The 22,568-nt window shown below is 67.1% G+C and carries 22 protein-coding genes and 1 tRNA gene; 14 read left to right on the top strand and 9 right to left on the bottom strand.

Annotation, left to right across the window (positions count from 1 at the left end):
* Nucleotides 1-7 precede the first annotated feature (7 nt).
* The 4 genes from hisF to glpX are packed head-to-tail and all read left to right on the top strand — an operon-like array spanning nucleotide 8 to nucleotide 3,831.
* Complete coding sequence (gene hisF, locus VF168_13355; protein HEX7005166.1) at nucleotides 8-781, top strand: imidazole glycerol phosphate synthase subunit HisF; 774 nt, start codon at nucleotides 8-10, stop codon at nucleotides 779-781.
* 25 nt (nucleotides 782-806) lie between these two features.
* Nucleotides 807-1,940 (top strand): PLP-dependent transferase, encoded by a 1,134-nt coding sequence (locus VF168_13350; protein HEX7005165.1) that lies wholly within the window; start codon nucleotides 807-809, stop codon nucleotides 1,938-1,940.
* Nucleotides 1,937-2,695: a bifunctional phosphoribosyl-AMP cyclohydrolase/phosphoribosyl-ATP diphosphatase HisIE gene (gene hisIE / locus VF168_13345; GenBank protein ID HEX7005164.1), complete on the top strand. Its 759-nt coding sequence runs from the start codon at nucleotides 1,937-1,939 to the stop codon at nucleotides 2,693-2,695. The genes VF168_13350 and hisIE overlap by 4 nt, the downstream gene beginning before the upstream one ends.
* A 56-nt stretch (nucleotides 2,696-2,751) precedes the next feature.
* Nucleotides 2,752-3,831 carry a class II fructose-bisphosphatase gene (gene glpX, locus VF168_13340; GenBank protein HEX7005163.1) on the top strand — a complete coding sequence of 360 codons (1,080 nt, stop codon included), beginning with the start codon at nucleotides 2,752-2,754 and terminating at the stop codon, nucleotides 3,829-3,831.
* Between the two features lie 69 nt (nucleotides 3,832-3,900).
* Here glpX and VF168_13335 read toward each other — a convergent pair whose 3' ends face one another.
* From VF168_13335 to VF168_13310, 6 genes are all read right to left on the bottom strand, one after another.
* The gene (locus tag VF168_13335; GenBank protein HEX7005162.1) at nucleotides 3,901-4,737 is read right to left on the bottom strand and encodes a hypothetical protein; all 837 of its coding nucleotides are present in this window, start codon (nucleotides 4,735-4,737) and stop codon (nucleotides 3,901-3,903) included.
* Between the two features lie 271 nt (nucleotides 4,738-5,008).
* Entirely contained in the window at nucleotides 5,009-6,076 is a 1,068-nt protein-coding gene (locus VF168_13330) for a tetratricopeptide repeat protein (protein HEX7005161.1), read from the bottom strand.
* A 161-nt stretch (nucleotides 6,077-6,237) separates the two neighbouring features.
* The gene (gene rdgB / locus VF168_13325; GenBank protein ID HEX7005160.1) at nucleotides 6,238-6,858 is read right to left on the bottom strand and encodes an RdgB/HAM1 family non-canonical purine NTP pyrophosphatase; all 621 of its coding nucleotides are present in this window, start codon (nucleotides 6,856-6,858) and stop codon (nucleotides 6,238-6,240) included.
* Nucleotides 6,855-7,580 (bottom strand): ribonuclease PH, encoded by a 726-nt coding sequence (gene rph, locus VF168_13320; protein ID HEX7005159.1) that lies wholly within the window; start codon nucleotides 7,578-7,580, stop codon nucleotides 6,855-6,857. The genes rdgB and rph overlap by 4 nt, the downstream gene beginning before the upstream one ends.
* A gap of 2 nt (nucleotides 7,581-7,582) precedes the next feature.
* On the bottom strand, nucleotides 7,583-8,416 hold the full coding sequence (murI, locus tag VF168_13315; GenBank protein ID HEX7005158.1) for a glutamate racemase: 834 nt from the start codon (nucleotides 8,414-8,416) through the stop codon (nucleotides 7,583-7,585).
* 106 nt (nucleotides 8,417-8,522) lie between these two features.
* On the bottom strand, nucleotides 8,523-9,224 hold the full coding sequence (locus VF168_13310) for a cytochrome c biogenesis protein CcdA (protein ID HEX7005157.1): 702 nt from the start codon (nucleotides 9,222-9,224) through the stop codon (nucleotides 8,523-8,525).
* 141 nt (nucleotides 9,225-9,365) lie between these two features.
* On the opposite strand from VF168_13310, the gene VF168_13305 reads away from it, so the two are divergent.
* Nucleotides 9,366-10,757: a nucleotidyltransferase family protein gene (locus VF168_13305; protein ID HEX7005156.1), complete on the top strand. Its 1,392-nt coding sequence runs from the start codon at nucleotides 9,366-9,368 to the stop codon at nucleotides 10,755-10,757.
* A 209-nt stretch (nucleotides 10,758-10,966) separates the two neighbouring features.
* Here VF168_13305 and VF168_13300 read toward each other — a convergent pair whose 3' ends face one another.
* Nucleotides 10,967-12,838, bottom strand: coding sequence for an ABC transporter ATP-binding protein (locus VF168_13300; protein HEX7005155.1), 1,872 nt, complete (start codon nucleotides 12,836-12,838; stop codon nucleotides 10,967-10,969).
* A gap of 372 nt (nucleotides 12,839-13,210) precedes the next feature.
* Here VF168_13300 and VF168_13295 point away from each other — a divergent pair, with 372 nt between their 5' ends.
* From VF168_13295 to VF168_13255, 9 genes are all read left to right on the top strand, one after another.
* Nucleotides 13,211-15,154: an asparagine synthase-related protein gene (locus VF168_13295; GenBank protein ID HEX7005154.1), complete on the top strand. Its 1,944-nt coding sequence runs from the start codon at nucleotides 13,211-13,213 to the stop codon at nucleotides 15,152-15,154.
* Between the two features lie 28 nt (nucleotides 15,155-15,182).
* The gene (locus VF168_13290; protein ID HEX7005153.1) at nucleotides 15,183-15,323 is read left to right on the top strand and encodes a hypothetical protein; all 141 of its coding nucleotides are present in this window, start codon (nucleotides 15,183-15,185) and stop codon (nucleotides 15,321-15,323) included.
* Between the two features lie 174 nt (nucleotides 15,324-15,497).
* On the top strand, nucleotides 15,498-15,989 hold the full coding sequence (locus VF168_13285) for a lasso peptide biosynthesis B2 protein (protein HEX7005152.1): 492 nt from the start codon (nucleotides 15,498-15,500) through the stop codon (nucleotides 15,987-15,989).
* Between the two features lie 65 nt (nucleotides 15,990-16,054).
* On the top strand, nucleotides 16,055-16,318 hold the full coding sequence (locus VF168_13280; GenBank protein ID HEX7005151.1) for a PqqD family protein: 264 nt from the start codon (nucleotides 16,055-16,057) through the stop codon (nucleotides 16,316-16,318).
* Between the two features lie 8 nt (nucleotides 16,319-16,326).
* Nucleotides 16,327-18,243 (top strand): asparagine synthase-related protein, encoded by a 1,917-nt coding sequence (locus tag VF168_13275; GenBank protein ID HEX7005150.1) that lies wholly within the window; start codon nucleotides 16,327-16,329, stop codon nucleotides 18,241-18,243.
* A 19-nt stretch (nucleotides 18,244-18,262) separates the two neighbouring features.
* Nucleotides 18,263-18,400 carry a hypothetical protein gene (locus tag VF168_13270; GenBank protein HEX7005149.1) on the top strand — a complete coding sequence of 46 codons (138 nt, stop codon included), beginning with the start codon at nucleotides 18,263-18,265 and terminating at the stop codon, nucleotides 18,398-18,400.
* 263 nt (nucleotides 18,401-18,663) lie between these two features.
* Nucleotides 18,664-20,439, top strand: a complete 1,776-nt coding sequence (locus VF168_13265) for an asparagine synthase-related protein (protein ID HEX7005148.1) — start codon at nucleotides 18,664-18,666, stop codon at nucleotides 20,437-20,439.
* Between the two features lie 28 nt (nucleotides 20,440-20,467).
* Nucleotides 20,468-20,602, top strand: a complete 135-nt coding sequence (locus tag VF168_13260) for a hypothetical protein (protein ID HEX7005147.1) — start codon at nucleotides 20,468-20,470, stop codon at nucleotides 20,600-20,602.
* Nucleotides 20,603-20,668: 66 nt separating this feature from the next.
* A complete protein-coding gene (locus tag VF168_13255; GenBank protein HEX7005146.1) occupies nucleotides 20,669-21,538 on the top strand; it encodes a hypothetical protein in 870 nt (289 codons plus the stop codon).
* A gap of 62 nt (nucleotides 21,539-21,600) precedes the next feature.
* Here the strand turns inward: VF168_13255 and VF168_13250 are convergent, their stop codons facing one another.
* Together VF168_13250 and VF168_13245 are read right to left on the bottom strand one after the other, a co-directional pair.
* Nucleotides 21,601-22,002: a hypothetical protein gene (locus VF168_13250; GenBank protein HEX7005145.1), complete on the bottom strand. Its 402-nt coding sequence runs from the start codon at nucleotides 22,000-22,002 to the stop codon at nucleotides 21,601-21,603.
* Nucleotides 22,003-22,279: 277 nt separating this feature from the next.
* Nucleotides 22,280-22,371 (bottom strand) — tRNA-Ser (locus VF168_13245).
* Nucleotides 22,372-22,568: the final 197 nt, after the last annotated feature.

Below are 22,568 nucleotides of genomic sequence, written 5' to 3'. Positions count from 1 at the left end.
TCCTCTGGTGTTGGCGAAACGGGTCATCCCCTGCCTCGACGTCCACAAGGGGCGCACGACCAGAGGCCAGCAGTTCGGCCGGGCCGAACTGGGGGAGTTGGAAGACGTGGGCGATCCGGTCACTCTGGCGGTGCGTTACGACGAGCAGGGTGCCGACGAACTCGTTCTCTACGACATCACGGCGACATCGGAAGGACGCAGGGCGATACTCGATGTCGTCACCAGGGTGGCGGAGAGGTGCTTCATGCCGCTCACAGTTGGCGGCGGCGTAGGGGACCTGAACGACTTCCGGGCACTCTTCCTGGCCGGGGCCGACAAGGTGTCGCTCAATTCCGGAGCGGTAGCCAGCCCCGAGCTCATCCGCCAGGCCGCCGAGCAGTACGGTTCGCAGGCGGTGGTGCTGTCGATGGACGTCAAGCGCAAGGCCGACGCCTGGGAGGTGATGAGCGCCGGTGGACGCAAGGCCACGGGGCTCGATCCGGTCGCCTGGGCTGAGCGTGGACAAGCGATGGGCGCCGGCGAGATCGTGGTCAACAGCATCGACGCCGACGGCATGAAGAGCGGTTACGATCTCGCCTTGATGAGGGAGGTGTCTCGGGCGGTCGACGTGCCCGTCGTCGCGTCGGGTGGAGCGGGGAACGCCCGGCACATGCTGGAGGTTCTCGTCTCCGGCGGAGTCGACGCCGCCCTGGCCGCCGGCATCTTCCACAGAGGGGAGACGACGGTGGGTCAGGTCAAGGAGTTGCTCGCCGCCGGGGGGGTAAGGGTGAGGCCCACGTGAAGCGGGCAGGCCGAGGAGTGAGCCGTTGAGCGAGCACCTTGAGACGCTGGCCATCCACGCAGGCGGAGGACCGGACCCGGCTACCGGCGCCGTGATTGCGCCGATCCACCTCGCCACGACCTTCGAACGGTCCGCGGACGGCAGCTACCCCCACGGCTACGTCTACACTCGCTCCGGGAATCCGAACCGTGAGGCGCTCGAGCGGACCCTGGCGGCCGTCGAAGGAGGCGCCGCCGCGGTAACTTTCGCATCCGGCTCCGCGGCCGCATCGGTAGCGTTGAGGGCGCTCTTGAAGCCGGGCGATCGGCTGCTGGTGCCGGACGATATGTACCACGGCATCAGGAAGCTGCTGCTGCAGCACCTGTCGCCCTGGGGCATCCAACCGGTCCAGGTGGACATGACGAGCCTAGCGGCCGTCGAGGCGGCCCTTGCGGAGGGAGCGGGTGCGGTGTGGATCGAAACTCCCTCGAACCCGATGCTGAAGATCACCGACGTCGAGGCCGTCTCCGGGCTCGCTCATGCGGCCGGCGCCAAGGTCGTTTGCGACTCCACCTGGATGCCGGCACGTTCGCTGCGAGCGTTCGAACTCGGTGCGGACCTGCTCCTGCTGGCCACGACCAAGTACATCGCCGGACACTCCGACGTCCTCGGCGGGGCGCTGGTCCTCCGCGAGCCGGGCGAAGAGTTGGACGCTATCAGGTCGCTCCAGCAGAGCGAGGGCGCGGTGCCGTCTCCGTTCGATTGCTGGCTCACGCTGCGAGGGATGAAGACCCTCCCGTACCGGCTACGGGGGCATGAGCAGAACGCGGGAGCGGTCGCGGCCTTCCTCGCCGAGCACGAAAGGGTGACGAGAGTGCACTATCCGGGTCTGCCGGGCCATCCGGGATACGAAACGGCGAGGAGGCAGATGCGTGGCAGCGGCGCGATGCTCTCGTTCCAGGTAGAAGGGGGAGAGGAGGTCGCCATGGCGGTAGCCGCTTCCGTCCGACTCATCACCAGGGCTACGTCGCTCGGGGGGGTAGAGAGCCTGATCGAGCACCGGGCGTCAGTGGAGGGACCGGAGAGCCGCACGCCCCGCGACCTTCTGCGGCTCTCCGTGGGGCTCGAGCATCCCGAGGACATCGTCGCCGATCTGCGGGCGGCGCTGGCGGCAGCGTGAGCGAGGTGTCGGATATGGCGCAGGACGAGACGAGGGTCGCCGGCGTACGGGTCGAGTTCGGCGAGGACGGGCTGGTACCGGTCGTCGCTCAGGATGAATCGTCGGGCCAGGTGCTGATGCTCGCCTACGCCAACAGGCAGGCGGTCGAACTCACCATCGCGACCCGCCGCGCCCACTACTTCAGTCGTTCCAGAGATCACTTGTGGCGCAAGGGCGACAGCAGTGGCCATGTACAGCAGGTGAGCAGAGTGGCTGTCGACTGCGACGGAGACACTCTCATCTACTTCGTCGAGCAGACGGGCGCCGCCTGCCATACCGGGGAGAGGAGCTGCTTCTACCGGGCCGAGAAGTTGTCACAGGACGATGAGCGGGAGGGCGCAGGCGAAGAAGGCGCCTTCGTCCCGACCGCAGCAGCTGAATCGAGTACGGCCGAGCGAGGTCTGGTCCTGGGACGCGCTCTGGCACTGCTGGAGAGCGTTGTCGAGGCGCGTCTGCGTGAGCTGCCCGACGGATCCTACGTTGCCGCACTTCACCGCCGCGGACTCGGCTACATCTCCCAGAAAGTCGTGGAGGAGGCGGGGGAGACGATCGTGGCGGCGCTGGAGCGAAGCGAGGACAGGTTGACCGAAGAGGCAGCCGACCTCCTCTTCCACCTGGCGGTGCTGCTCCATGAGAGCGGGCAGAGCCTCGCTACGGTCGCTGCTCTGCTCGAATCGCGCCAGCGCGAGGCGAGAGGCCGACTCCCGCCGGCGTAACGGGTCTGGCCGTACAACACTGCTCGTTCGGCCGCATTGTGTGAGAATGCGGAATCATGCCGAAGAGCCAACTGAAGCGGGGAGAAAGCGGGCAGGGCCAGCGGGACGAGGCACAGCCCAACGGTAAGACGGGCAGAGCCAAGACGGGCTTTCCGACGGGCGACATGGAGCGCGCCCTGGTGCTCGACACGGTCCGGGTCACAGAGCAGGCGGCCATAGCAGCGAGCCGCGCCGCCGGCAAGGGTGACTCCGACCTGGTCGACCAGGCCGGGACCGACGCGATGCGACGGCTCCTGAACGAACTCGAGATCGATGGTGAGATAGTAATCGGCGAGGGGGAGCGCGACGAGGCTCCCATGCTCTTCATCGGCGAGCGGGTCGGCCGGGCGGGCGAGGGGCGCTGGCCGGTCGACATCGCGGTCGACCCGGTCGAGGGGACCAGCATCACCGCTCGGATGGTGAACAACGCCGTGGCCGTGATCGCCCTTGCCGAGAAGGGCGGCCTGTTCCAGGCACCCGATACCTACATGGAGAAGCTCATCGTCGGTCCGCCGGCGGCGGGCAAGGTCGACCTCACCTGGCCGGCGGCCGCCAACCTGCGGGCGGTCGCGATGAGCCTCGACCGCACCATCGAGGATCTGACGGTAGTGATCCTCGATCGACCTCGTCACGAGGAGCTGATCAAGGAGGTCAGGGCTACCGGCGTGAGGGTGAAGCTGATCGGCGACGGCGACGTCATCGCGGCTCTGTCGGCGGCGGTACGCGGGACCAACGTGCATGCCGTGATGGGTACCGGGGGCGCCCCCGAGGGGGTGCTTGCCGCCGCCGCCCTGAAGTGCCTCGGGGGAGAGATCCAGGCGCGCTTCAAGCCTCGCAACGACGCGGAGCGTGAGCGGCTGGAAGCGATGGGGGCAAGTACCGAGCGGGTTTACAACACCCTCGACCTGGCACCGGGTGAGCACATCGTGTTCAGCGCGACCGGTATCACCGATGGCGACCTGCTGCGCGGCGTCAAGTTCTTCAAGAACGGGGCGCGGACCCACACCGTGTCGATGGGTTACCACACGAGGGTGGTTAGGTTCTCGGACGCGGTCCACCTGCTGGGAGACGGCGCCCGGGTGCACATACAGATCTGAACTGATTCCGAGACCGAAGGAAGGGGGCGCCCGCAGGCGCCCCCGATCCGTTTCGACCTGTCCGGTCGGTCAGTTGACGTTCACCTGGCCGCCCTGCTGGTTCGGGCCCACGGCGTAGTGATCGATCTCCTGGGCCAGCTGCTCGGTAAGAGTGAAGCTCAGCTGGCCGTCGCTCGCTTCGGCCTGGACCTCGCTGTCCTGGGCGAACTGCGAGTCGGCGCCGGCGGTCGACAGGAGCACCTCGTCGTTGGCATCGAAGAAGACCAGGTCGCCTTCGCCGTCGTACGAGAACTCGTAGCGCTGCCCGGTGCTGAGCGTCAGGTCGGGATTCGGCTGACCCGTCTCGGCGATCTGCTGAGCGTCCTCGGCACCTTCGATGTTCTCGACCGCGACACCTTCAGCAGCCTGGGTGAAGGTGATGACCACGGGCTCTCCCTGAGCGGGAGCCGCCCCGCCACCGGCCACTTCTTCACCTTCGGCGGGCTGCTCTGCGGCGGCCGGTTCATCGGCCGGTTGTTCGGCGGCAGGCTCCTCGGCGGCAGGCTCTTCGGCGGCAGGCTCTTCAGCCGCGGCCGGCTCTTCGGCAGCGCCTTCGACCGGGATTTCGGCCTCTTCCTCTACGTCGAGCTGGATCTCCTCGCCGTCAGCGGCGGCACCCTCGGCGCCGAACGCTGCATCCTCTTCAGCTGCCGGTTCTTCCAGAGCGGCCTCGTCGTCGCCCACGGCCACGTCACCGCCCAGGGCGGCGTCTCCGCCGTCGATGGCGTCGCCTTCGACACCCTCGAGCGGCTCGTCTACAACGCCGCCGCCGCCACCGACTTCATCGGTGCCGTCGCCAGGACCGCATGCCACTAGGATGCCTCCGGTGAGCAGTACGGCCAACAGCATCATCAGTTTCTGTTTCATTCGTTCGATCCCCCCTTTGGAATAGGGCAGCAGCCCCAAGTGCCTACCGCATCAGGCTAATGGGCCTTCCGAACCAGAACCATGCGTCTCATGACCATAGGCGCGCGTGGCAACTCACCAGCTTCTAACCGTCCTCTCACGCGATTTCGGGCTTCGCAGAGGCCCACAGGCCACGGGAGGCGGGGTTTCGAGTCCCCTTCGGAAGAGGTTCTCAAAGGCGGTGAAGTGCACATTCGACACAGATGAGGAGAATGAGCAATCTTAACGAAACTTAAGGTTGCTCGTCGGGTGCCGGCGGCTCCTCGTCGAGCGGATTCGGTCGGGCAGGGTCCGTATCCGGCCCATCCTGCGCCGGCGTACCTCCCGCCCCACCGCCCGCGTTCTGCTCGATCTCGCTCGCGCCATCGGGAGTCTGGGCGGTGGCCTCGACGCGGCGGTCGCTCTCCTCCAGGAAGTAGGCGTACGTCTCGTTCTCGGGCCTCAGGCTGCTCGCTCGCCGATAGTAGGTACGCGCATCGAGGTAGTTCTCGTTCTCGAACGCTACCCGGCCGAGCCAGGCCCAGGCTTCGGCGTACTCGGGGTTGATCGAGGAGGCTCGAGCGAACCGCTCGCGGGCCTGGTCCAGGTTCCCCTCCTCGTACAGAGCGACGCCTTCCCGGAAGGCGTTCACGGCCCTCGTGCCCCAACGGGCCTGCTCGCGCGCCAATTCGAGGAAGTACTGGGCGCGTTCGTCGCTCGGGTTGCGGTCGACAACCGTCTGCCAGTAGCTGATCGCCTGTTCCGGCCTACCGGTCTCGACCATGATCCGACCCATCCAGGCGTGGGCCTGCAGGTCGAACGGGATGACCTCGATGATCTGCGTGTAGACCTCGGCGGCCTCCTCCAGTTCACCCTGCTGGTAGTAGGTGTAGCCCAACTGGGCGCCGACGTTGCTGAAGAGGGGGGTGGCCTCGGCATCCAGCAGGTTGCCTCGCTCCAGGTACTCGAGCCAGGCATCCCAGGCCGGTCCGTACCAGTTGGCTCGGCTATACGCTTCGGCGAGGAAGCGGAGCGGCGCGGGATGTTCGGGAGCCAGGCTCATCGCCCTGCGGCCGTGGTGGAAGGCCTCCTGCCAGAGGCGCCTGTCGGGGTACTGGGCGTCGTAGGTCGCCAACGCCTCGGCCATGGCCTCGTTGCCCTCCTCGAGCGCCTGCTGAGCCGCTTCGGGCAGCCCCTGCCACTCCTGGGAAACGACGGCGGCGGCGCCGTCCTGACGCGCTCTCGAGGGCTCGTCCTGAGCCAGCGCGGGAGAGATGGCGAGTGCCAGCATCAGCGCGACGATAGGTTTGGAAGAGTTCATCGAGTCCTCCCTCTGCGACCCTACGCGGGGTCGCCACAACCGCGCTCAACGGAGCGCGGTAGAGATGTTCATCGGGCTCATTGTCGAACCCATCGATGAGTGTTTTCTGGCCCCAGTCGCGGGGTGGGGGCACCGGTTCCGCTGAGCTCGCCCGGTTCCGCTCAGTCGGCCGCCCGCTCTTCGTCCACGAACCCGGCGAGGCCGTCCTTCGCCCACTCGAGCAGGCTGGCGACTGCCTGACCGCGGTGACTGACCGCTTCCTTCTCTTCGGTGGTCGCTTCCGCGAAGGTCTTGCCCAGGTCGGGGCTCCAGAAGACGGGATCGTAACCGTGGCCGCGCTCGCCGCGGGGGCCAGGCAGGATCCGACCCTCACAGCTGCCTTCGAACGACCTCACCCGCCCGTTGGGGCCGGCCAGGACAAGCACGCATCGGAACTTCGCGCTTCGCTCCCCTTCCGGCACGTTCTTCATCTTCTGCAAGAGGTGGGCGATCCTCTCTCCTTCGCTGAGCCTGCCTCCGAAGCGGGCCGAATAGATCCCCGGACCGCCGCCCAGCGCATCCACCTCGAGCCCGGAGTCGTCTGCCAACGCTACCAGGCCCGTCACGTGAGTCGCGTGGGCCGCCTTGATCAGGGCGTTCTCCTCGTAGCTCGATCCCGACTCCTCGGGCGCCGGCCCCAAGTCGGTGTCGAGGGCCGATCGGAGTTCGACGCCAAGAGGCTCCAGCGCCCTGCGGAACTCTTCGATCTTCCCCCTGTTGCGAGTGGCGAGAACCAGCTTCACTTCTTGTCCTCGTCCAGCTGGGTCCGAACCTTGCTGACCAGCTTCTCGACCGCGCTCACGCCCATCGCCACCAGCGATACGTAACGTTCGGCGGCCAGGGGGCGCTGCTCTCCGCCTCCCTGCACCTCGACGACCTGGCCGTCTCCGGTGGCAACGACGTTCAGGTCCACCTGGGCGGCGACGTCCTCGCTGTACTCCAGGTCGAGGTATTCGCGGTCGTTGATGATCCCGACACTCACTGCGCCGAGCTCGAAGAGGAGCGGCCACTCGTCGAGCTCACCGCGGAAGATCATCCGGTTGGCGGCCTGGTGCAGCGCCGCGTAGCCGGCGACGATGCCGGCGCAACGAGTGCCGCCGTCGGCCTGCAAGACGTCGACATCGACTATCAGCGTCTTGTTCGGGAATAGGCTCAGGTCGACGACGGTTCGCAGTGCCCGCCCGATGAGACGTTGGATCTCCTGGCTCCGCCCCCCGGTGTAGAGGCGTTCGCGGGGCGAACGCTCCTCAGTGCTGCGCGGCAGGAGGGCGTACTCGGCGGTCAGCCAGCCGCCGCTGCGGTTCCCCTTGCCCCTGAGGTGGGGCGGCAGCCGGGGGTCGACGGTCACCGTGGCAAGTACCTTCGTATGACCCCACTCGATGAGAGCCGAGCCTTCCGCGTACCGGTTGAATCCAGGCGTGACCTTCACCTCGCGCAGTTCGTTGACTCCCCGCCCTTCGCGCACGTTCAGCCGATCGTGCTCGAGAGTGCGGCGTCGCGAGGCCCCAACGGCAGCGCCAACCTTTCGGCGGTGCCCTCCGGACCGCCGAGAACCCGAGCGGTGTGCAGGTAGCTGTCGAGGTCGCCGGTGACGAGGTGGTGGATGCGGCCCTCCCGCTCGCGTGGCGAGGTCAGCCCCATCTTCTCCAGGTCGCCCGCTACTGTCGCGGCTGTTGACTCGGCCGAGTCAACGAGTTCGACTCTCGCGCCGAGGACCGTCTGCAGCGTGCCCTTGAGCACCGGGTAGTGGGTGCAGCCGAGGATCACGGCCCCAAGGGGAGGACGGTCACCTAGGTAGTGGCGGGCGACCAGCTCGGCGATCTCCGTATCAGACACGCCCTCCTCTACGATAGGAACGAAGAGCGGGCAGGCGCGAGCCCAGGTTTCGAGGCCGAGAGCCTCGAGCCGGGACTGGTACGCCCGGGAGCGGATGGTGGAAACCGTGCCGAGGATGCCGATCCGGCCCGTTCCGCCGCTCGCCGCGGCCGCTCGCACCCCGGGCTCGATGACGCCCCACACCGGAACGGGCAGGTGGTCGGCGAGTTCGGGAAGACTCGTGGCCGAAGCCGTGTTGCAGGCGATGACTATTCCTTTGACGTCGCGGTCGATGAGGGCCCAGGAGATCTCCCGGGCGAACTCCCGGACCATCTCGGCCGGCTTGCTCCCGTAGGGGACGCGGGCGGTGTCGCCCAGATAGAGGAAATCCTCGTGCGGAAGCGAGCGTTGCAGCTCCCTCAGTACGGTGAGTCCGCCCACGCCCGAATCGAAAACGCCGAGGGGGGAGTCGCGCAGGTCGAGCACGGTCAAAGCTTATCACCGGCCGTTGTTCGTTCTTGCGGAAGTTCCGACGCCTGTTCGGGGAACTGCTTCCGCGGCCCAGGCGCGCTGGGAGCGCTCCTCGAGCTGATCAGAGCCGCTCGAGTAGCCACTGCGGGGTGAGCCGGATCAGGTAGGTGTTGATGCGGGTGTAGAAGCCGGTGATCATAAGCAGGCCGGCGATCACGAGGATCCCGCCGGACACCCGCTCCACCCATGGCATGAACCGGCGGAAGCGGCCGGCGAACCGACTGAAGGCGCCCATCCCCAGTGACGCCAGCAGGAACGGTATCGCGAGGCCCGCGGCGTAGACGGCCAGCAGCCCGGCGCCGGTCGCTAAGGTTCCGGATGCGCCGGCGAGCGTGAGGATGCCGCCGAGGACGGGCCCGATGCATGGTGTCCAACCGATGGCGAACGCCATGCCCATGAGGAGCGCTCCGACCGGCGTACTACCGTTCTTCGGGAAGCCCGGGCGGGCCGTCCGATAGAGGAACGGTATGCGTAAGAGGCCGAAAAGCATGAGCCCGAAGATGATCACCAGCAGACCGCCGAGGCGCATGAGCCAGGAGCGGTTCTCGAGCACCAGCGCGCCGAGCAGGCTCGCCGAGGCGCCGAGCATGATGAACACCAGCGAGAAGCCCAGCACGAAGAGGAGACTGTTGCGGAACACGGGTCCCTGCCTGCCCGTATCGCCCCCCAGATAGGCCAGGTAGGACGGGACCAGCGGCAGAACGCAAGGGGAGAGGAAGGAGAGTACGCCCGCCGCCAACGCGATGGGTACCGAGGGTGTCACGAGTTCCTACCAGAGGTTGTGCGAACCACGACCATCGAAGAAAGCATATCGCCGCCGCTCGACCTGCCGGGGTCGTTCGGAGTCGCTCGGAGCGTGACGCCTGTGCTCACGGGGGCGGTGACAGCCACCAGAATGGGTTCCATGCAACACTTCGCGAGTAACGAGGCCGCCCTTCGGGCCGTGGAATCGTTCCTCACCGGGCGCCACGAACCCGGCGAGCTTCCCCCGAGTACCACTCTCGAGGCGACCGGACTGGCGGCCTACGCCTCGACCGTTCAAGCAGGAGAGCAGCTTCGACGGGCGCTCCTGACCGCCAGCGCCAGGCATGCAGCAGTCAAGGCGAGGCTGCGGCAACTTCTGGGTGCCTGGCGGGAAGCCGGGATCGAGGCGTTGCTGTTCAAGGGGTTCCAGCTCGCGGAGTTCGTCTATCCGACTCCCGGTGGAAGACAGTACAGCGACGTCGACCTCCTGATCGAACAACGCGACGCGCTCGAAGCGGCCGAGGTAGCCGGGTCGGTCGGCTGGCACGAGGTGTGGCACGCTCAACGTCGGTCTACGGCTCACGCTCGGCGGGGTGCCCGTTACCGGGGACATGAGGTGATCCAGCTGCTCGACCCTCAGCTCGGCATCCAACTCGACGTACACCGGCGCCTGGTTCATAACAACCACAACCAGATCGGACGGTACGCAAGGCAGGAACGGATCACGCGGATGGTCTGGGAGGACGCGCAGGTGGTCGACTGGGAGGGGATTTCGCTCAAGCTGCCACAGCCCGTCGACGCGGTGCTGGTGGGCCTCGTCCTCAACCGCTGCTGGTCGCCGGAGGATTTCGAGCTGAGGTCCCACGACTACCTCGACTTCCGCTTCCTCGTGGCGAAGTACGAGATTACCTTGGCGGGGTTGAGACAGCGGGCCCAGGAGCTGGGCTGTTCTCGCACCTTCGAACTCTTCCTCGAACGGTGCGATCCGTTCCGTCGGCGGTGCGTGCTCAGCAAGCCGACCCGGCTCGAGCTGCAGCGCTGGAACCTGCTGATTGCGTGTGAGCGGGGTAACCGCTATCTCGAGCGGGGTCTGATCGCCGCCGGCGAGCTGCCCGTGGAACTGCTCGACGTTATCAGGGGACTGCCGGGGGCGCTGCGGACGCTGGCAACCGTGAGACGCCGCGGCGCGGTGCGGGGAGCGTGGCTCGAATCGAAGACGCCGTCGGTCACCGGCAGAGAGCTGGGGTCAGAGGAGTGGAAGCGGCTGCGACGGGCGGTGCACCGGGCTCTCAGAGTCGTAGGCGGTCCGGGCTTCTGGCCACAGCGGCGGGTGGACACTGCTGCTCGCGATCTGGAAGCACTGGCGCTATTGCGAGCGCTGCACGAGCGCAACTACCCGGCCTCCCTCGAGTGGAAGGGCACCCCCGGGTATGAGCGGCCTGTGCTGCTCCTGTCAGGCGTTCCCCTCAACGTCTCCGGCACCCTCCTGGCGGCTCGGGTCCGCTCAGTTCGACCGCAACAGGAGCGGGGCGGCAAGCGCCAACTCGGTTGATCCATCGGGTGTCGGCGACGCAGCCGACCGCATCGCAACGGAACAGATTCCGGCAGTCGGGGCGACCGCCGGAGGCGGCCAACATGGGGGACCGGCCGGAAGATCCCGATCAAGCTGATCCCCCGGACGCTCCGGGTCAAGCTGACCGGCCCGACGCTCCGGGTCAAGCTCACCGGCCGGAAGCGTCGACCGCCCAGCACTCTGGAGGTCTAGCCGACCAGCACGGTATCCGCGTCGCGATCCTGCGCGCCAGTCAGTCCCTGGGCCAACGCAAGGGCGCGGAACAGACCCTCCTCGTTCCCCATGAGCTCACGCCAGCTTCCGGTCTCTACGATCCGCCCCTCCGAAACCACGTGGATGGCGTCGGCCATGCGGATGGAGGCGAGCCGGTGAGCGATCACGAGGATCGTCATGCTGCCGCCGAGCCGCTCGATCGCCTCCCGGACCCGCTCCTCGTTCTGCGCGTCCAGTGAACTGGTGGCTTCGTCGAGGACGAGCACCTGCGGTCTTCGCAGTAAGGCCCTGGCCAGCACCAGCCGCTGACGCTCTCCGCCCGAAAGATGTGAGCCTCGGTCGCCCACGTTCGTCGCGAGCCCCTGTGGCAGCGATCGCACGAAGCCCGCAGACGCTGCCTCCAGCGCTTCCCATATCTCGGCTTCGCTGGCACCCGGCCGCGCCAGGCGCAGATTCGCCTCGATCGTGTCGTTGAAGAGGAACACCTCCTGGGAGACGTAGGCGATCGATGCGCGCCAGGCGAGCCGTCGGTCGCCTGTCAGTGGAACGCCGTCGACGAGCACCTCGCCGGAATCAGGTGCGAGGAGGCCGGTAACCAGGTCGGCGATCGTACTCTTGCCGGAGCCGGACGGCCCGACTAGTGCGGTGGTGCGTCCGGCCGGGATCAGCAGCCGAATGCGGTCGAGCGCCGCCCTGTCCTGTCCCCCTCGATATCTGAACTCCACGTCGCGCAGCTCGATCTGCCTAGCCAGGCCCAGCGCTGCCGGTTCGTCCACCGGCGCTTCCGCCGCCGCCTCGCTTCGGGCGAGTGTCTCCTGCACGTGTGCGAAGGCCGGCAGCTGGCCGATGAGTGCCTGGTAGCTACGTTGGACCGAAGCCACCATCGGCAGCAGCCGCGAGAAGAGGTAGATGAGCAGGAGAACGGTCGCGAGGGGAAGAGCCAATACCTCGAACGCGAAATAGATGATCACGCTGAGAGCTATCACGGTTCCTGCCTGGAGGAAGAAGCCCACCTCTGCCTGGTTCCGCACCACCTCGACGTGGGTCCGGGCGACCCAATCCGCTATCGCGTTGAAGGCGCGTGTCTGCGCCTCCTCGAGCGCGTGGCTCTTCGTGAACTTCAGCCCCGCCAGGTGTTCCCCGGTGGCCGAGTAGAGGTCGCCGTAGGCGTTCGAGACGGCAGCTCCCGCCCGTCGGCCCAGCTGCGTCTGGCGCAGGAGCAGCAGCGCCAGCAGCAGGCCGCAGGCCAGAGTGAGCACGGTCATCGCAGGCGAGAGGACGAATGCGACGACGCCGTACGCGAGCACTCGGCCGCACCCGACGAGCAGGGTCACCAGCGAGGCGACCGCCGCTCCCACCCTGTCAAGTTCTCCGAGCAGCACGTGAGTCAGGCGGCCGGGACGCTGGCGAGCTATGAAGAGCCACTCGGCTCGGCAGATGCTGGCGTAGAGCCGCTGCCGCAGCCGCCTGACGACCGCCTGGTTCGTGCGCGCCGAGAATACGGCCTGGTAGCGGGTGAGGATCGCGGTGAGGATGACGGCGGCCGCGTTGAGGCAGAGTACGGCCAGCAGGGTGGGGCGCAGACCGAACGCGCTCAGAGCCTGGAACACCGACTCCACCAGCCGTTCGCCCGCCCCACCCGTTACCTCGAGGCCCACCACCTGCAGCATGGGCATGAGCAACACCAGTGAGAGGCCGGAGATCGAACCGATGACGAGGGTGAGGAGAACGAGAGCCGCGAACCGCCACGACAGCAGTCGGTTCACTGTCAGCAGGAAGCGCCAGACGTTCGTCTGCTGCTCGCTGCGCTCCTCCCCGAGGGAATCTGGTGGCACTACGCTGTTCACGTCGTTCGTTCTCCATCGATGGGCTGAAGCGGAAGACGCCGTGCGTGGCCATATACGCCTGACGCTCTTGCGCCCACGGTCCGGGCTGTAGGTGTCGGCAGTATAGGTGCACCTTCCGCCGGCGGACAGTTGGCCGTCACATCGGGATCGACCGGGTGTTGTGACGCACGCACCCGAGAAGATTGCGATCCCGTCTACATTCCTCTCTAAGACCGAAAGAACGAGGACCAGCTCTGGCCGAACCGGTCGTTCGACGGCCCAACTCGCCGAGCTAGTCGCGTCTGGTAACGCATCGGAAGGAGGACTGGCATGCGTGGGAGTGGCCAATCGTCGACAGCGATAGCCCGCGGGCAAGAGATGACCGGGTCTGCCATGGCGGACACCCTGTCACCGACCGGGAGCCGTGACAGGCTGCCGGCACGCGAGATGCATGCCGCCGCCTGGCTGGTACGGGTAGGAGATCGATCTCGACACGATGGCGTCGTCTCCCGGCCGCTGGTCGCCTCGGGCGATGGACGTTTCCTGGTGACCCTGCGCGAAGAGGGCCGGGCGCCGAGCACGCTCCTCTGCCGGGAGAAGGCCGTCGTCTTCGAGGGCCATCTCTTCGAACGATCGGAACTCGCGGAGCGACTCGGACTGGCGCCTTCGCTGGCCCCCAGCGACGCCGAGCTGGTGGTGCGAGCGTACGAGCGCTGGGGGGAAGGGCTGGCAGCCCACCTGAAGGGGGTCTACTCCTTCTGCCTCTGGGACTCTCGGCGCGCGAGGCTGGTAGCCGCCCGTGACAGGTTGGGCATCTACCCTCTCTTCTACTGCCGCCACGCTGGCGCGCTCTTCCTCTCACCGGTGATCGATGCGTTCGCCGCCGCGCCAGGCCCCGGCCTGGATGTGGACAGGGGCGTGCTCGCCGGGTTGCTGGCGCGGCAACATCCCGAGCTCGAGGAGACCTTCTACAGGGGGGTGAAGCGAGTCCCACCGGGGCACTACCTCACCGGCGACGGGTTCAGGCAGCCGCGAACGGAGCGGTACTGGGACCTGCCGGCCGTGGGGGAGGGCGCGGAGTGGGTGGACGAGGAGGAGCTCTACCGGTTCGGGGAACTGCTGGACCAAGCCGTCGCCCGGGCGCTCGATATCGGACCGGCGGCCATCTTCCTAAGCGGTGGACTCGATTCGGTGTCGGTAGCGGGCGCGGCTGCTCAGCGAGCCGGGTTGCTCGGGCAGCCGTCCCCGCTGGCGCTCTCGCTCCTGTTCCCGGGCACGGTGAGCGAGGAAACGACTCAGCGGGGGGTTGCCGAGATGCTGGGCCTCGATCAACGCTTCATCCCGCTGCACGAGGCGGTAGGACCGAACGGTCTGGTTTCCGCTGCTCTGAGGACTTCTGCAACCGCCGCGGCACCACTGCAGAACGTCTGGCACCCTGCATACCGAACTCTCGCGTGCGATGCGAAGGCGGAAGGGCGGCGGGTGATCCTCACCGGCGGGGGCGGCGACGAGTGGTTGACCGTCTCGCCCGTAATCGCCGCCGACTACATCCGGTCATTCGACCTGCCTCACCTGTTCTCCTATGTCTCGGCGGTGCGGCGGTCGCTGCACCTTCCGACAGCGCCACTACTTCGCAACGTCCTGTGGCGGAACGGGCTCGGCAAGCTGTTGCGCTACGAGAAGGAGCGACTAGTGCGCCGGCACGTGCCGGGCGTGCGGACCGCTCGTCTGAGGAGCTCTCTGGATGCTCGCCTGTCACGCCTTCCGGGCTGGCTCGCGCCCGATCCGGCCGTGGCCCGCACGCTGGCCCGGCGGATCGAGAACCGCTTCTGGCAGAGGGCGGCGATCCCCTCGGAAGTTGGCCCCGGCGGCTTCTACTTCAGCGACCGCAACAGCTCCCTCGACCATCCCCTGCTCGCCGTGGACGCCGAAGAGGTCTACAGCGCGGGGCGGGAGATGGACGTGCTGCAGTTCGACATCTACTGGGACGCCGACCTCGTCGAGTTCCTCAACCGGGTTCCGCCACACCTGCTGAACAGCGGGGGGCGAACCAAGGGGTTGGTGCGCGGCGAGGTCGCCAAACGCTTCCCGGGACTCGGTTTCGATCGCCAGAAGAAGCTCGTGTCGCGCGATTTCTTCTGCTCCCTCCTGCTCGACGAGGGCGGCCCTGCCTGGCAGGCGCTCGAAGGTGCCTCGGCTCTGGCCGACCTGGGCCTCGTCGAACCACGGTCCGTGCAGGAGTTCGTGAGCAGTGTGCTGACCGAGCGGGACGAGCGCCACGTCGACGACGTCTGGCGCCTGATGAGCCTAGAGTCGTGGGTGCGCCCACGTGTCTAGAAACCAGTCGAGGTAAGGGGGTGAAGCTATGAGCAAGACCTGGAAGCCCATGCAAGTGCAGTTCGTGGGTCAGGTTCGCGATGTCGTACTTCGCGGCGGTGGCAAACTCAGCCTCGTCGGCGGCGACCCGGGCGAGCCTCGCAAGCCATCCGGCATCGAAGGCAAGTAGAAGCGAGTTCTCACGCTTCGTCCGGCGCCAGGCCACCCACGCCCGGTGCCGGACGAACTCATTCGACATGTCGTTGTGACGGTTGCCGGCACGGAGAATGGAAGAAGGACTACATTTCTCTCATCCGACGGAGAACTGTCGCTACTCGCAAGCCGACCGCTGGAGGGTAGACGGATGAACCGGACAGGTGTTGCAGCTCAGCCAAGACGCCGGCGAGCTCGCCTCTCGCTCGACCCGCGCCGCCTCGGTTCGCTGGCCGGAGCGCGCCGCCTCACGGCGGGTGAGTGGAGGATGGTGCTGCTGGCCCTGCCCGTCGTGCTGTCGGTTCGCTGGGCACTCACGGTGACGACGCTTGCGCGCGCCCATGCGCGGATCGTGGAGCGACCGCCCGGAAGCGGGAGGCTCGCGCCGCACCTGGTCGACGGTTGGAGCAGGGCTGTAGCCCGCGCTTCGCGGCTGGTTCCCGGCGCCACCTGCCTGACCCAGGCGCTCGCCTTGCAGCGGTTGCTGCGTCGTCAGGGCCAGGACTCGCGGGTCGAGATCGGATTCATCGGTGGCGGCGAGACGGCGGTCGAGGGGCACGCCTGGCTGGTGTGTGGCGAACGCGTCGTCATCGGCGGCACCAACTCCAAGAACTTCACGAGGACGATGACGCTCGAAGGTTGAGGATGCCGGCATGAGCGCCCAGGGTTGCCTACGGCAACGGGCGGCCAGCGAAGGAGGAGGACGAGATGCGTTGGAAGACTAATCCGCAAGTCGTCGTGCAGCGGCTGGGAGACTCCATGGTCCTGGTGAACCTGGAGACCGACCGGATCATCGAACTGAACGAGACCGCCGCCGCTCTTTTCGAGCTGCTCGGCTCTGGCCTCGACGAGGATCAGGTGGAGGCACGACTGGCCGAGGCGTTCGCCGTCGACCCGGTCGTCGTACGTCGGGAGATTCCCGCCGTACTGGAGTCGCTCACGCACGAGAAGCTGCTACTCACCGAGGCCTGAGGCTCGACATGCCGGCCGGAGCGCTGCGGGCGAGTGTCGGGGACAGGGCAGCAGCGGTAGCAGTCGCGGGCCGTTGGCTCCTGACGCTGTCCACGCCCGACCGGGAGGAGGGACAGGAACTCTACCGCGACGGCCTGTCCAGCCTCCGCCTCACCGTCCAGGAGCCGGGACGCTGGCCTCGTGCGAGCATAGGTCAGGGAACGGTCGCCCTCTTCGAGGGGCTGCTGTTCAATCGCGTCGAGTTGGCTTCGGCGCTCTCGCCGGCGCCCGAGGCGGACGATGCGGAACTCGTGCGGCGAGCGTTCGAGCGCTGGGGGAGAGGAGCGGCGGAGCGGCTGAAAGGCAGCTACGTCCTCGCCTACTTCGACGCCCGCCGCAGGCTGCTTTTCGCGGTACGCGACCGCGCCGGAGCCTACCCGCTCTTCTTCCGCCACCGAGGCGGCTCGCTGCAACTCTCGAACAGCCCCTCTCTCGTGGCTTCCTCCGATGGCCGGGCACAGGTAGATCGTCACGTCATCGCCAGCCTTCTCGCGAGATCGGCGCTTGACATCCGGGAGACCTGCTACCGGGGCGTCGAACGACTTCCGGCCGGGAACCTGCTCACGCTGGACGGGTCGGGGTTGCGGATCGAACGTTACTGGCGGCTCCCCACAACCCGTCATGCGTCGCGCTGGATGTGCCAGGAGGAAGCCGATACCTTCCCGCAGCAGCTCGAGCGGGCCGTGGGCAGAGCCTGGGACGGCGGCAGGTGCGGGATCTTCCTGAGTGGAGGCATCGACTCCGTCTCGGTTGCCGTCGCCGCAGCCGGACATTGCCAGCGCATCGGGTTCGAGAAGCCTTTGGCCCTCTCCTTCATCTTCCCGCAGCGTCTTCGGGAGGAAGCGGTCCAACGGGGCGTCGCGAAGGAGCTCGGCTTGCCGCAGCTGCATCTGGAGTATGCGGAGGTCGCCGGCAACGAAGGCTTGCTCTCGAAGTCGCTGGCGCTGTCGGCCAGCCTCGAGGCGCCGTTGCAGAACATCTGGCTACCTGCCTACCTGAGGCTGGCGAAGGCCGGCGCCGACGCCGGATGCACGACGATCCTCACCGGTCGCGGTGGCGACGAGTGGCTGACGATGTTCCCGATCGTCGCAGCCGACCTCATCCGCTCCCTCGAGGTTCGCGAGCTGTTCGCCCACACCGCTGCCCTGAGTCGGGCCTCCCGGCTGGGTCGGTTGCGAGCCGTCCGATCGATCCTCTGGAAGGGTGGAGCCAGGCCGCTGCTGAGCGCCTGTTACGCCGATCTCCTCGATCGATTGACGCCCGCCCTGAGGCGTCGCCGCGCCGACCTTGCCGTAAGAAGAAGGCTGACCGGCCGAAACGCCTGGTTGCTGCCGGACCCGGCCCTCCGGCGGGAGGTCGAGAGGCGGACGAGGTGGAGCGTGGACGAGACCTTGCGCGAGGCCCCTCTGCCTGAGGCCGGCTTCCGTCACCGGCTGGTCATGGAGATGTTCGAGAACCCGCTGTTCGCACCGAGCTTCGAGGAGACCTACGAGCAGGGACGGCTGACCGGAGCGAGGCACCACGACGTCTACTGGGATCCGGACCTGATCGAGTTCCTCTACAGGGTGCCGCCTCGCATCCTCTATGCCGGCGGGCAAACCAAGGGCCTCGTGAGGAGCCGACTGGCGCGACGCTTCCCGGGCCTCGGCTTCGAGCGCCAGAAGAAGCTCGTGGCCCGCGGTTTCGTCAACGAAGTTCTGCTTGCGGAAGCAGGCGCCGCCTGGGGCGCGCTCGGGGGCGCGAAGGCGCTGGCCAGTATCGGAGCGGTCGAGCCACGTGGAGTGGATCGGTTCGTTCGGGAAGCGGTGTCCGGCAAGGACACCAGGCGCCTGAGCGAGGTTTGGCTGCTGCTGCGGCTAGAGTCGTGGGTTCGCCCGCGTGTCTAGGAGTCCTTGGAGGGGGGAGGTGAAGCGGATGCGCAAGGAGTGGCAAGCGATGCAGGTGCAGGTCGTTGGTCAGGTCAGTGAAGTGGTGCAGGGCAACCTGGGCAAGTACACACCGCCGGTCGATCTGATGACGGTCAACTACCAGGAGCCGGAGTAGGAATCTCGAGAGCAGGGGAACGGGCCGCGGCGGCAGGTCAGCTGCGGCCCGGCCTACGGGGCTGGGTCTCTCGCAGCGTCAGGCCCGATAGGTGTCGCCCCCGGAGGGTGCAGCGCGTCCGGTGTGATGCCAGCGGTCCAGGGAATTGGAATCCGGTCTACATTCTCCTTAGTCTTCGATCTATTGCAGAGGGGTAGGGACGGCTGGCGACGACGGTCAAGGAGCTTCTCGTCACGGCCGAACTCAGAGCTGTCCGGGGGCGGATGATGACACTGGCAACGAGACCAGTTCGAACCGTTGACGAGAGGGTCAGTTGGTCGGTCACCTTCGGGAGTCCGCATGGCCCGGCGCGGTTCCGTCTCGAACCCGGCCCGATCGGTGTAACCCAACTCGCCGAGCGACGAGGCGTCCGGCTGCTGTTCGACGGCTACCTGTACGACGTCGAGGACCTGTCCGTTTCGCTGGCTGAGCCGGGAGACCGATCGGCGGCAGAGCTGCTCCTTCGCGCCTACGAGGAGTGGGGCCGGGACCTGCCCGCGCGGATCGCCGGGGAGTTCGCGCTTGTCCTGGTCGACGAGCGCAGGCGCTGCCTCTTCGCTGCCCGGGACCGAATCGGCACCCGGCCCCTCTACTACCGTAGCAGCGGGAGCGGAATAGAGCTCGGCCTGTCCGTCGACTCGTTCTCCGCGCCCCACCCCGGTCTCGACCCGCAGGTGATCGGTTGCTCCCTTGCCGGGGCGGCCCCTCCCGCTCACTCCACGCCGTACGCCGCGCTCTATCGTCTCCTGCCCGGCCATTGGCTGCGCTTCGACGCGAAGGGGCTCACCACCCATCGATATTGGCGGCCGCCGCTGCCGCCACGCGGGAGCGACTGGTTGGGCAGAGAGGACCTTCCTCGCTTCGACGGACTCCTGCACCGGGCGGTGGCGCGTGCCGCCTCCGGCCGAACGGCCATCCTCCTCAGCGGCGGCCTCGACTCGGTTTCAGTCGCCGCCACAGCTGTGGACGTGGCCGCCGAGCGGGGACTCGATCCGCCCCTGGCGATCTCGCTCCACTACTCGGGAGAGACCGAGGAGCCACCGGTGCAGAAGGCCGTCGCCGCGCGCCTGGGCATCGAACACCTGACCCTCGAGTGGAGTGACGCGCTAGGGGAACACGGGCTGCTGCAACCGTGCCTAGAAACTGCGGCCGGAAGCCCGCTTCCCCTCCATAACCCGTGGCGTCCGGCGACCGACGCGCTCGCTTCCCTCGCCGCGACGGAGGGCTGCCGGGTGGTCCTTACCGGCAGTGGAGGGGACGAATGGCTTTCGGTCGACGCGCTCGTCGTCGCCGACTACCTGCGCAGCGGAAACCTTCTCGGTCTGGTTCGCTATCTGGCGTCGGTGGGACGCTCGCAAGAGTTGTCCTGGATCCAGCTGCTGAAAGGGGTCGTGTGGCGCAAAGGAGTGAGGCCACTGCTCGACGTGCGCCGCCTGCCGGGTGCGGCAGGAAGGGGTAGCCGTAACGTCCCCGACTGGCTGGTTCCACTGCCGGCGATCCCTGCTCGACCACAGGCCGCCGAGACCGTATCCGGTTTCTACGCCCGAGCGATCGCATCGCTCCCGGTGCACCCCCGCCGCATGCTCGAGATCGACGAGAAGTTCGAGGCGGCGAGAGCCGCGGGGGTGCGCCAGGTCGACGTCTACTGGGACGCCGATCTGGTCGAATTCCTCTGCCGGGTACCGCCGCACCTGCTCTTCGCCGGCGGGCGCAGCAAGGCGCTGGCACGAGAGAAGCTGGCTCGTCGCTTCCCCGGCATGGGATTCGAGCGGCAGAAGAAGGTGGTCCGCAGGCACCTGCTGGCCCAGACGATCCTGGGGGAGGGATCTGCAGCCTGGCGACGCCTGGGTGGGGCGCCCGCGCTGGCCCAACTCGGGCTGGTGAAGTCGGCGCAGCTGGAGGAGTTCGTCCGGGGATCTCTCGCAACGAGCGATCCGCACTCCGTCGACGCCCTCTGGCGGATCTTCAGCCTGGAAGCGTGGGCTCGCCCGCGTGTCTAGGAGTCCTTGGAGGGGGGGAGGTGAGTCTATGAGCAAGGAGTGGACCGAGATGAAGGTGGAGGTAGTGGGGCAGGTACGTGAAGTCGTTCAGGTGAGCGGGGGTAAGTTCAGCCCGATCGAGGACGACGGCGGCCTGTCGATGACGAGCATCGAGCCGGTCTAGAGAGGCTCACCAGCCCGGTCCGGCCGCCTACCGTGGGTGACCGGACCGGACACCGGAAGGCACGTGATGGAACTTCGTTTCGCAACCGGAAATCCACCAGATTGGGACCCCGCATCTCCCGAGATCGAAGTCTGGGCCGACAGGTACGGCAACCCTTGCGCCTACGGTCAGATCGTCGGCGAGGAGAGCTGGATGCACGTGCCCCGGGTAGGCAGCTACCTCCTGGGCGACTCCGGTCGTCCTACTCTCGTCTTGCCGCTGGCGAGCGTACCGGAGTGGCTGGTGCTCGACACCTTCTATCGGACCGTCTTGCCCACGACCCTGCAGCTGCGGGGGAGCGAGGTGCTCCACGCCAGCGCGGTGCTCGTCGACGGAGGCGTCGTGGCGCTGTGCGCGCACTCCGAGACGGGCAAGTCAACGCTCGCCTACGCGTTGCAGGAGCAGGGCCATCCTCTCTACGCCGATGATGCGGTCGTGTTCGAATTCGAGGGCGACCGGTTGCGGCTGCGTCAGGTCCCGTTCTCCATCCGCCTGCGCCGACCCTCCGCCGAGCACTTCGGGGCGCCGTCCCGAGAGTCGACGAGGGTCACCGGGGAGATGGCCCCTTCCCGGCACTCCCAGGCGAATTTCGCGGCCATCTGCGTGCTGGAGCGTTTCGAGGACGCGGAGGAGTCTGGCTCGGTGGTCGAGGTGTCGCGTCTCGAGCCGGCCGAAGCGTTCCCGTTGGTACTGCCCCACGCCTACTGCTTCACGCTCCGCTTCCCGGAGCGGAAGGCGCTGATGATGCGCCAGTACCTCGATCTGCTCCGCCGCGTGCCGGTTTTCCGCGTTGCCTTCCGGCCCGGTCTCCACAACTTGCCACAGATAACCTGCGCGATCGTCTCCGCGGTCCAAGCGGACCGAGGCGCAACTGCAGACGCGCTCCTGCCGGCCTGAGGCGATCGCTCCCAGGCCAGCGGGATTCCCTCGTCACGGCTTCGTTCAGATCACGGCTTCGTTCAGATCTTCGAGAAGGTGACCTTCCGTTCGTCGAAGTCGACCTGATCGACCCGCCAGCCCTCTTCCATCCAGACGCGGGCCTGAGTGTTGCGCTCGGTGTTCGCCCACCAGGCGCGGTGGCGCTCGGCCGAAGCGGGCAGGCTATTGCCTATGGCCTCCTCGAGCTGACTGAACGAGGCTTCGGCCGTCTGTCCGCTCTGATCCTTCAGGTACTGGGCGATGCCCGCGTACCGGCTGTTCAGGGCCGTCCTGCCACCCTGCCGCGTGCGCCGGCGGCGCCTGCGGCCATCCGTCCCGTCACCGTTCGTCACCACGTTGCCGGCCAACCAGTTCCCCAGCATTGTGTAGAACTCGGCCACGCGTTCTTCGGGTACCAGGACGCTCAATTCCACAAGGTTCACAATACCTCCGCCCCCAAGCGGTGATTTATCCCCTCTTGTAAACCACATCATCCTATCACCGACGAACCGCCATGAAACAACCCTGAGCCACGTGTAGATGGGAGTTTCTAGGCTATCGCCCCCTCACGCCGCCGAACTGCGGTACTGCTGTAATGTATCCGGCATTACATTCATTACTTCAACACCGGCGAGCGGCATGGCACACGGGCCCTGTGAGGTTTCATCCCTCGCATGACGAATGGAGCGCCGCCGGAGAACCGGGGCGCTCGATCGTTCCTGGCGGAGAGGGAGGGATTCGAACCCTCGGTGCAGGTTGCCCCACACACACGCTTTCCAGGCGTGCTCCTTAAACCGCTCGGACACCTCTCCAAGAACTGGTCGGACTGCGACTGCCGCTAACCCGTGGCTGCGTGCGATCCACCGGGCAAACTGAAGTCTACCAGCGGGTCCTATACCGGTCAACGAGATCCAGACGCGGTCTTCCTGGGCCGCGGCCGAGAGTCCGTCCCTCGACGCGTCCGCTCGGCGGTACGCGTCAGGAAACATCCGCGCTCCCCGAAGTTTCC

The organism is Trueperaceae bacterium (assembly GCA_036381595.1).
Classification (GTDB): Bacteria; Deinococcota; Deinococci; order Deinococcales; family Trueperaceae; genus DASVCN01.
This window is presented reverse-complemented; position numbering and strand designations above follow the sequence as displayed.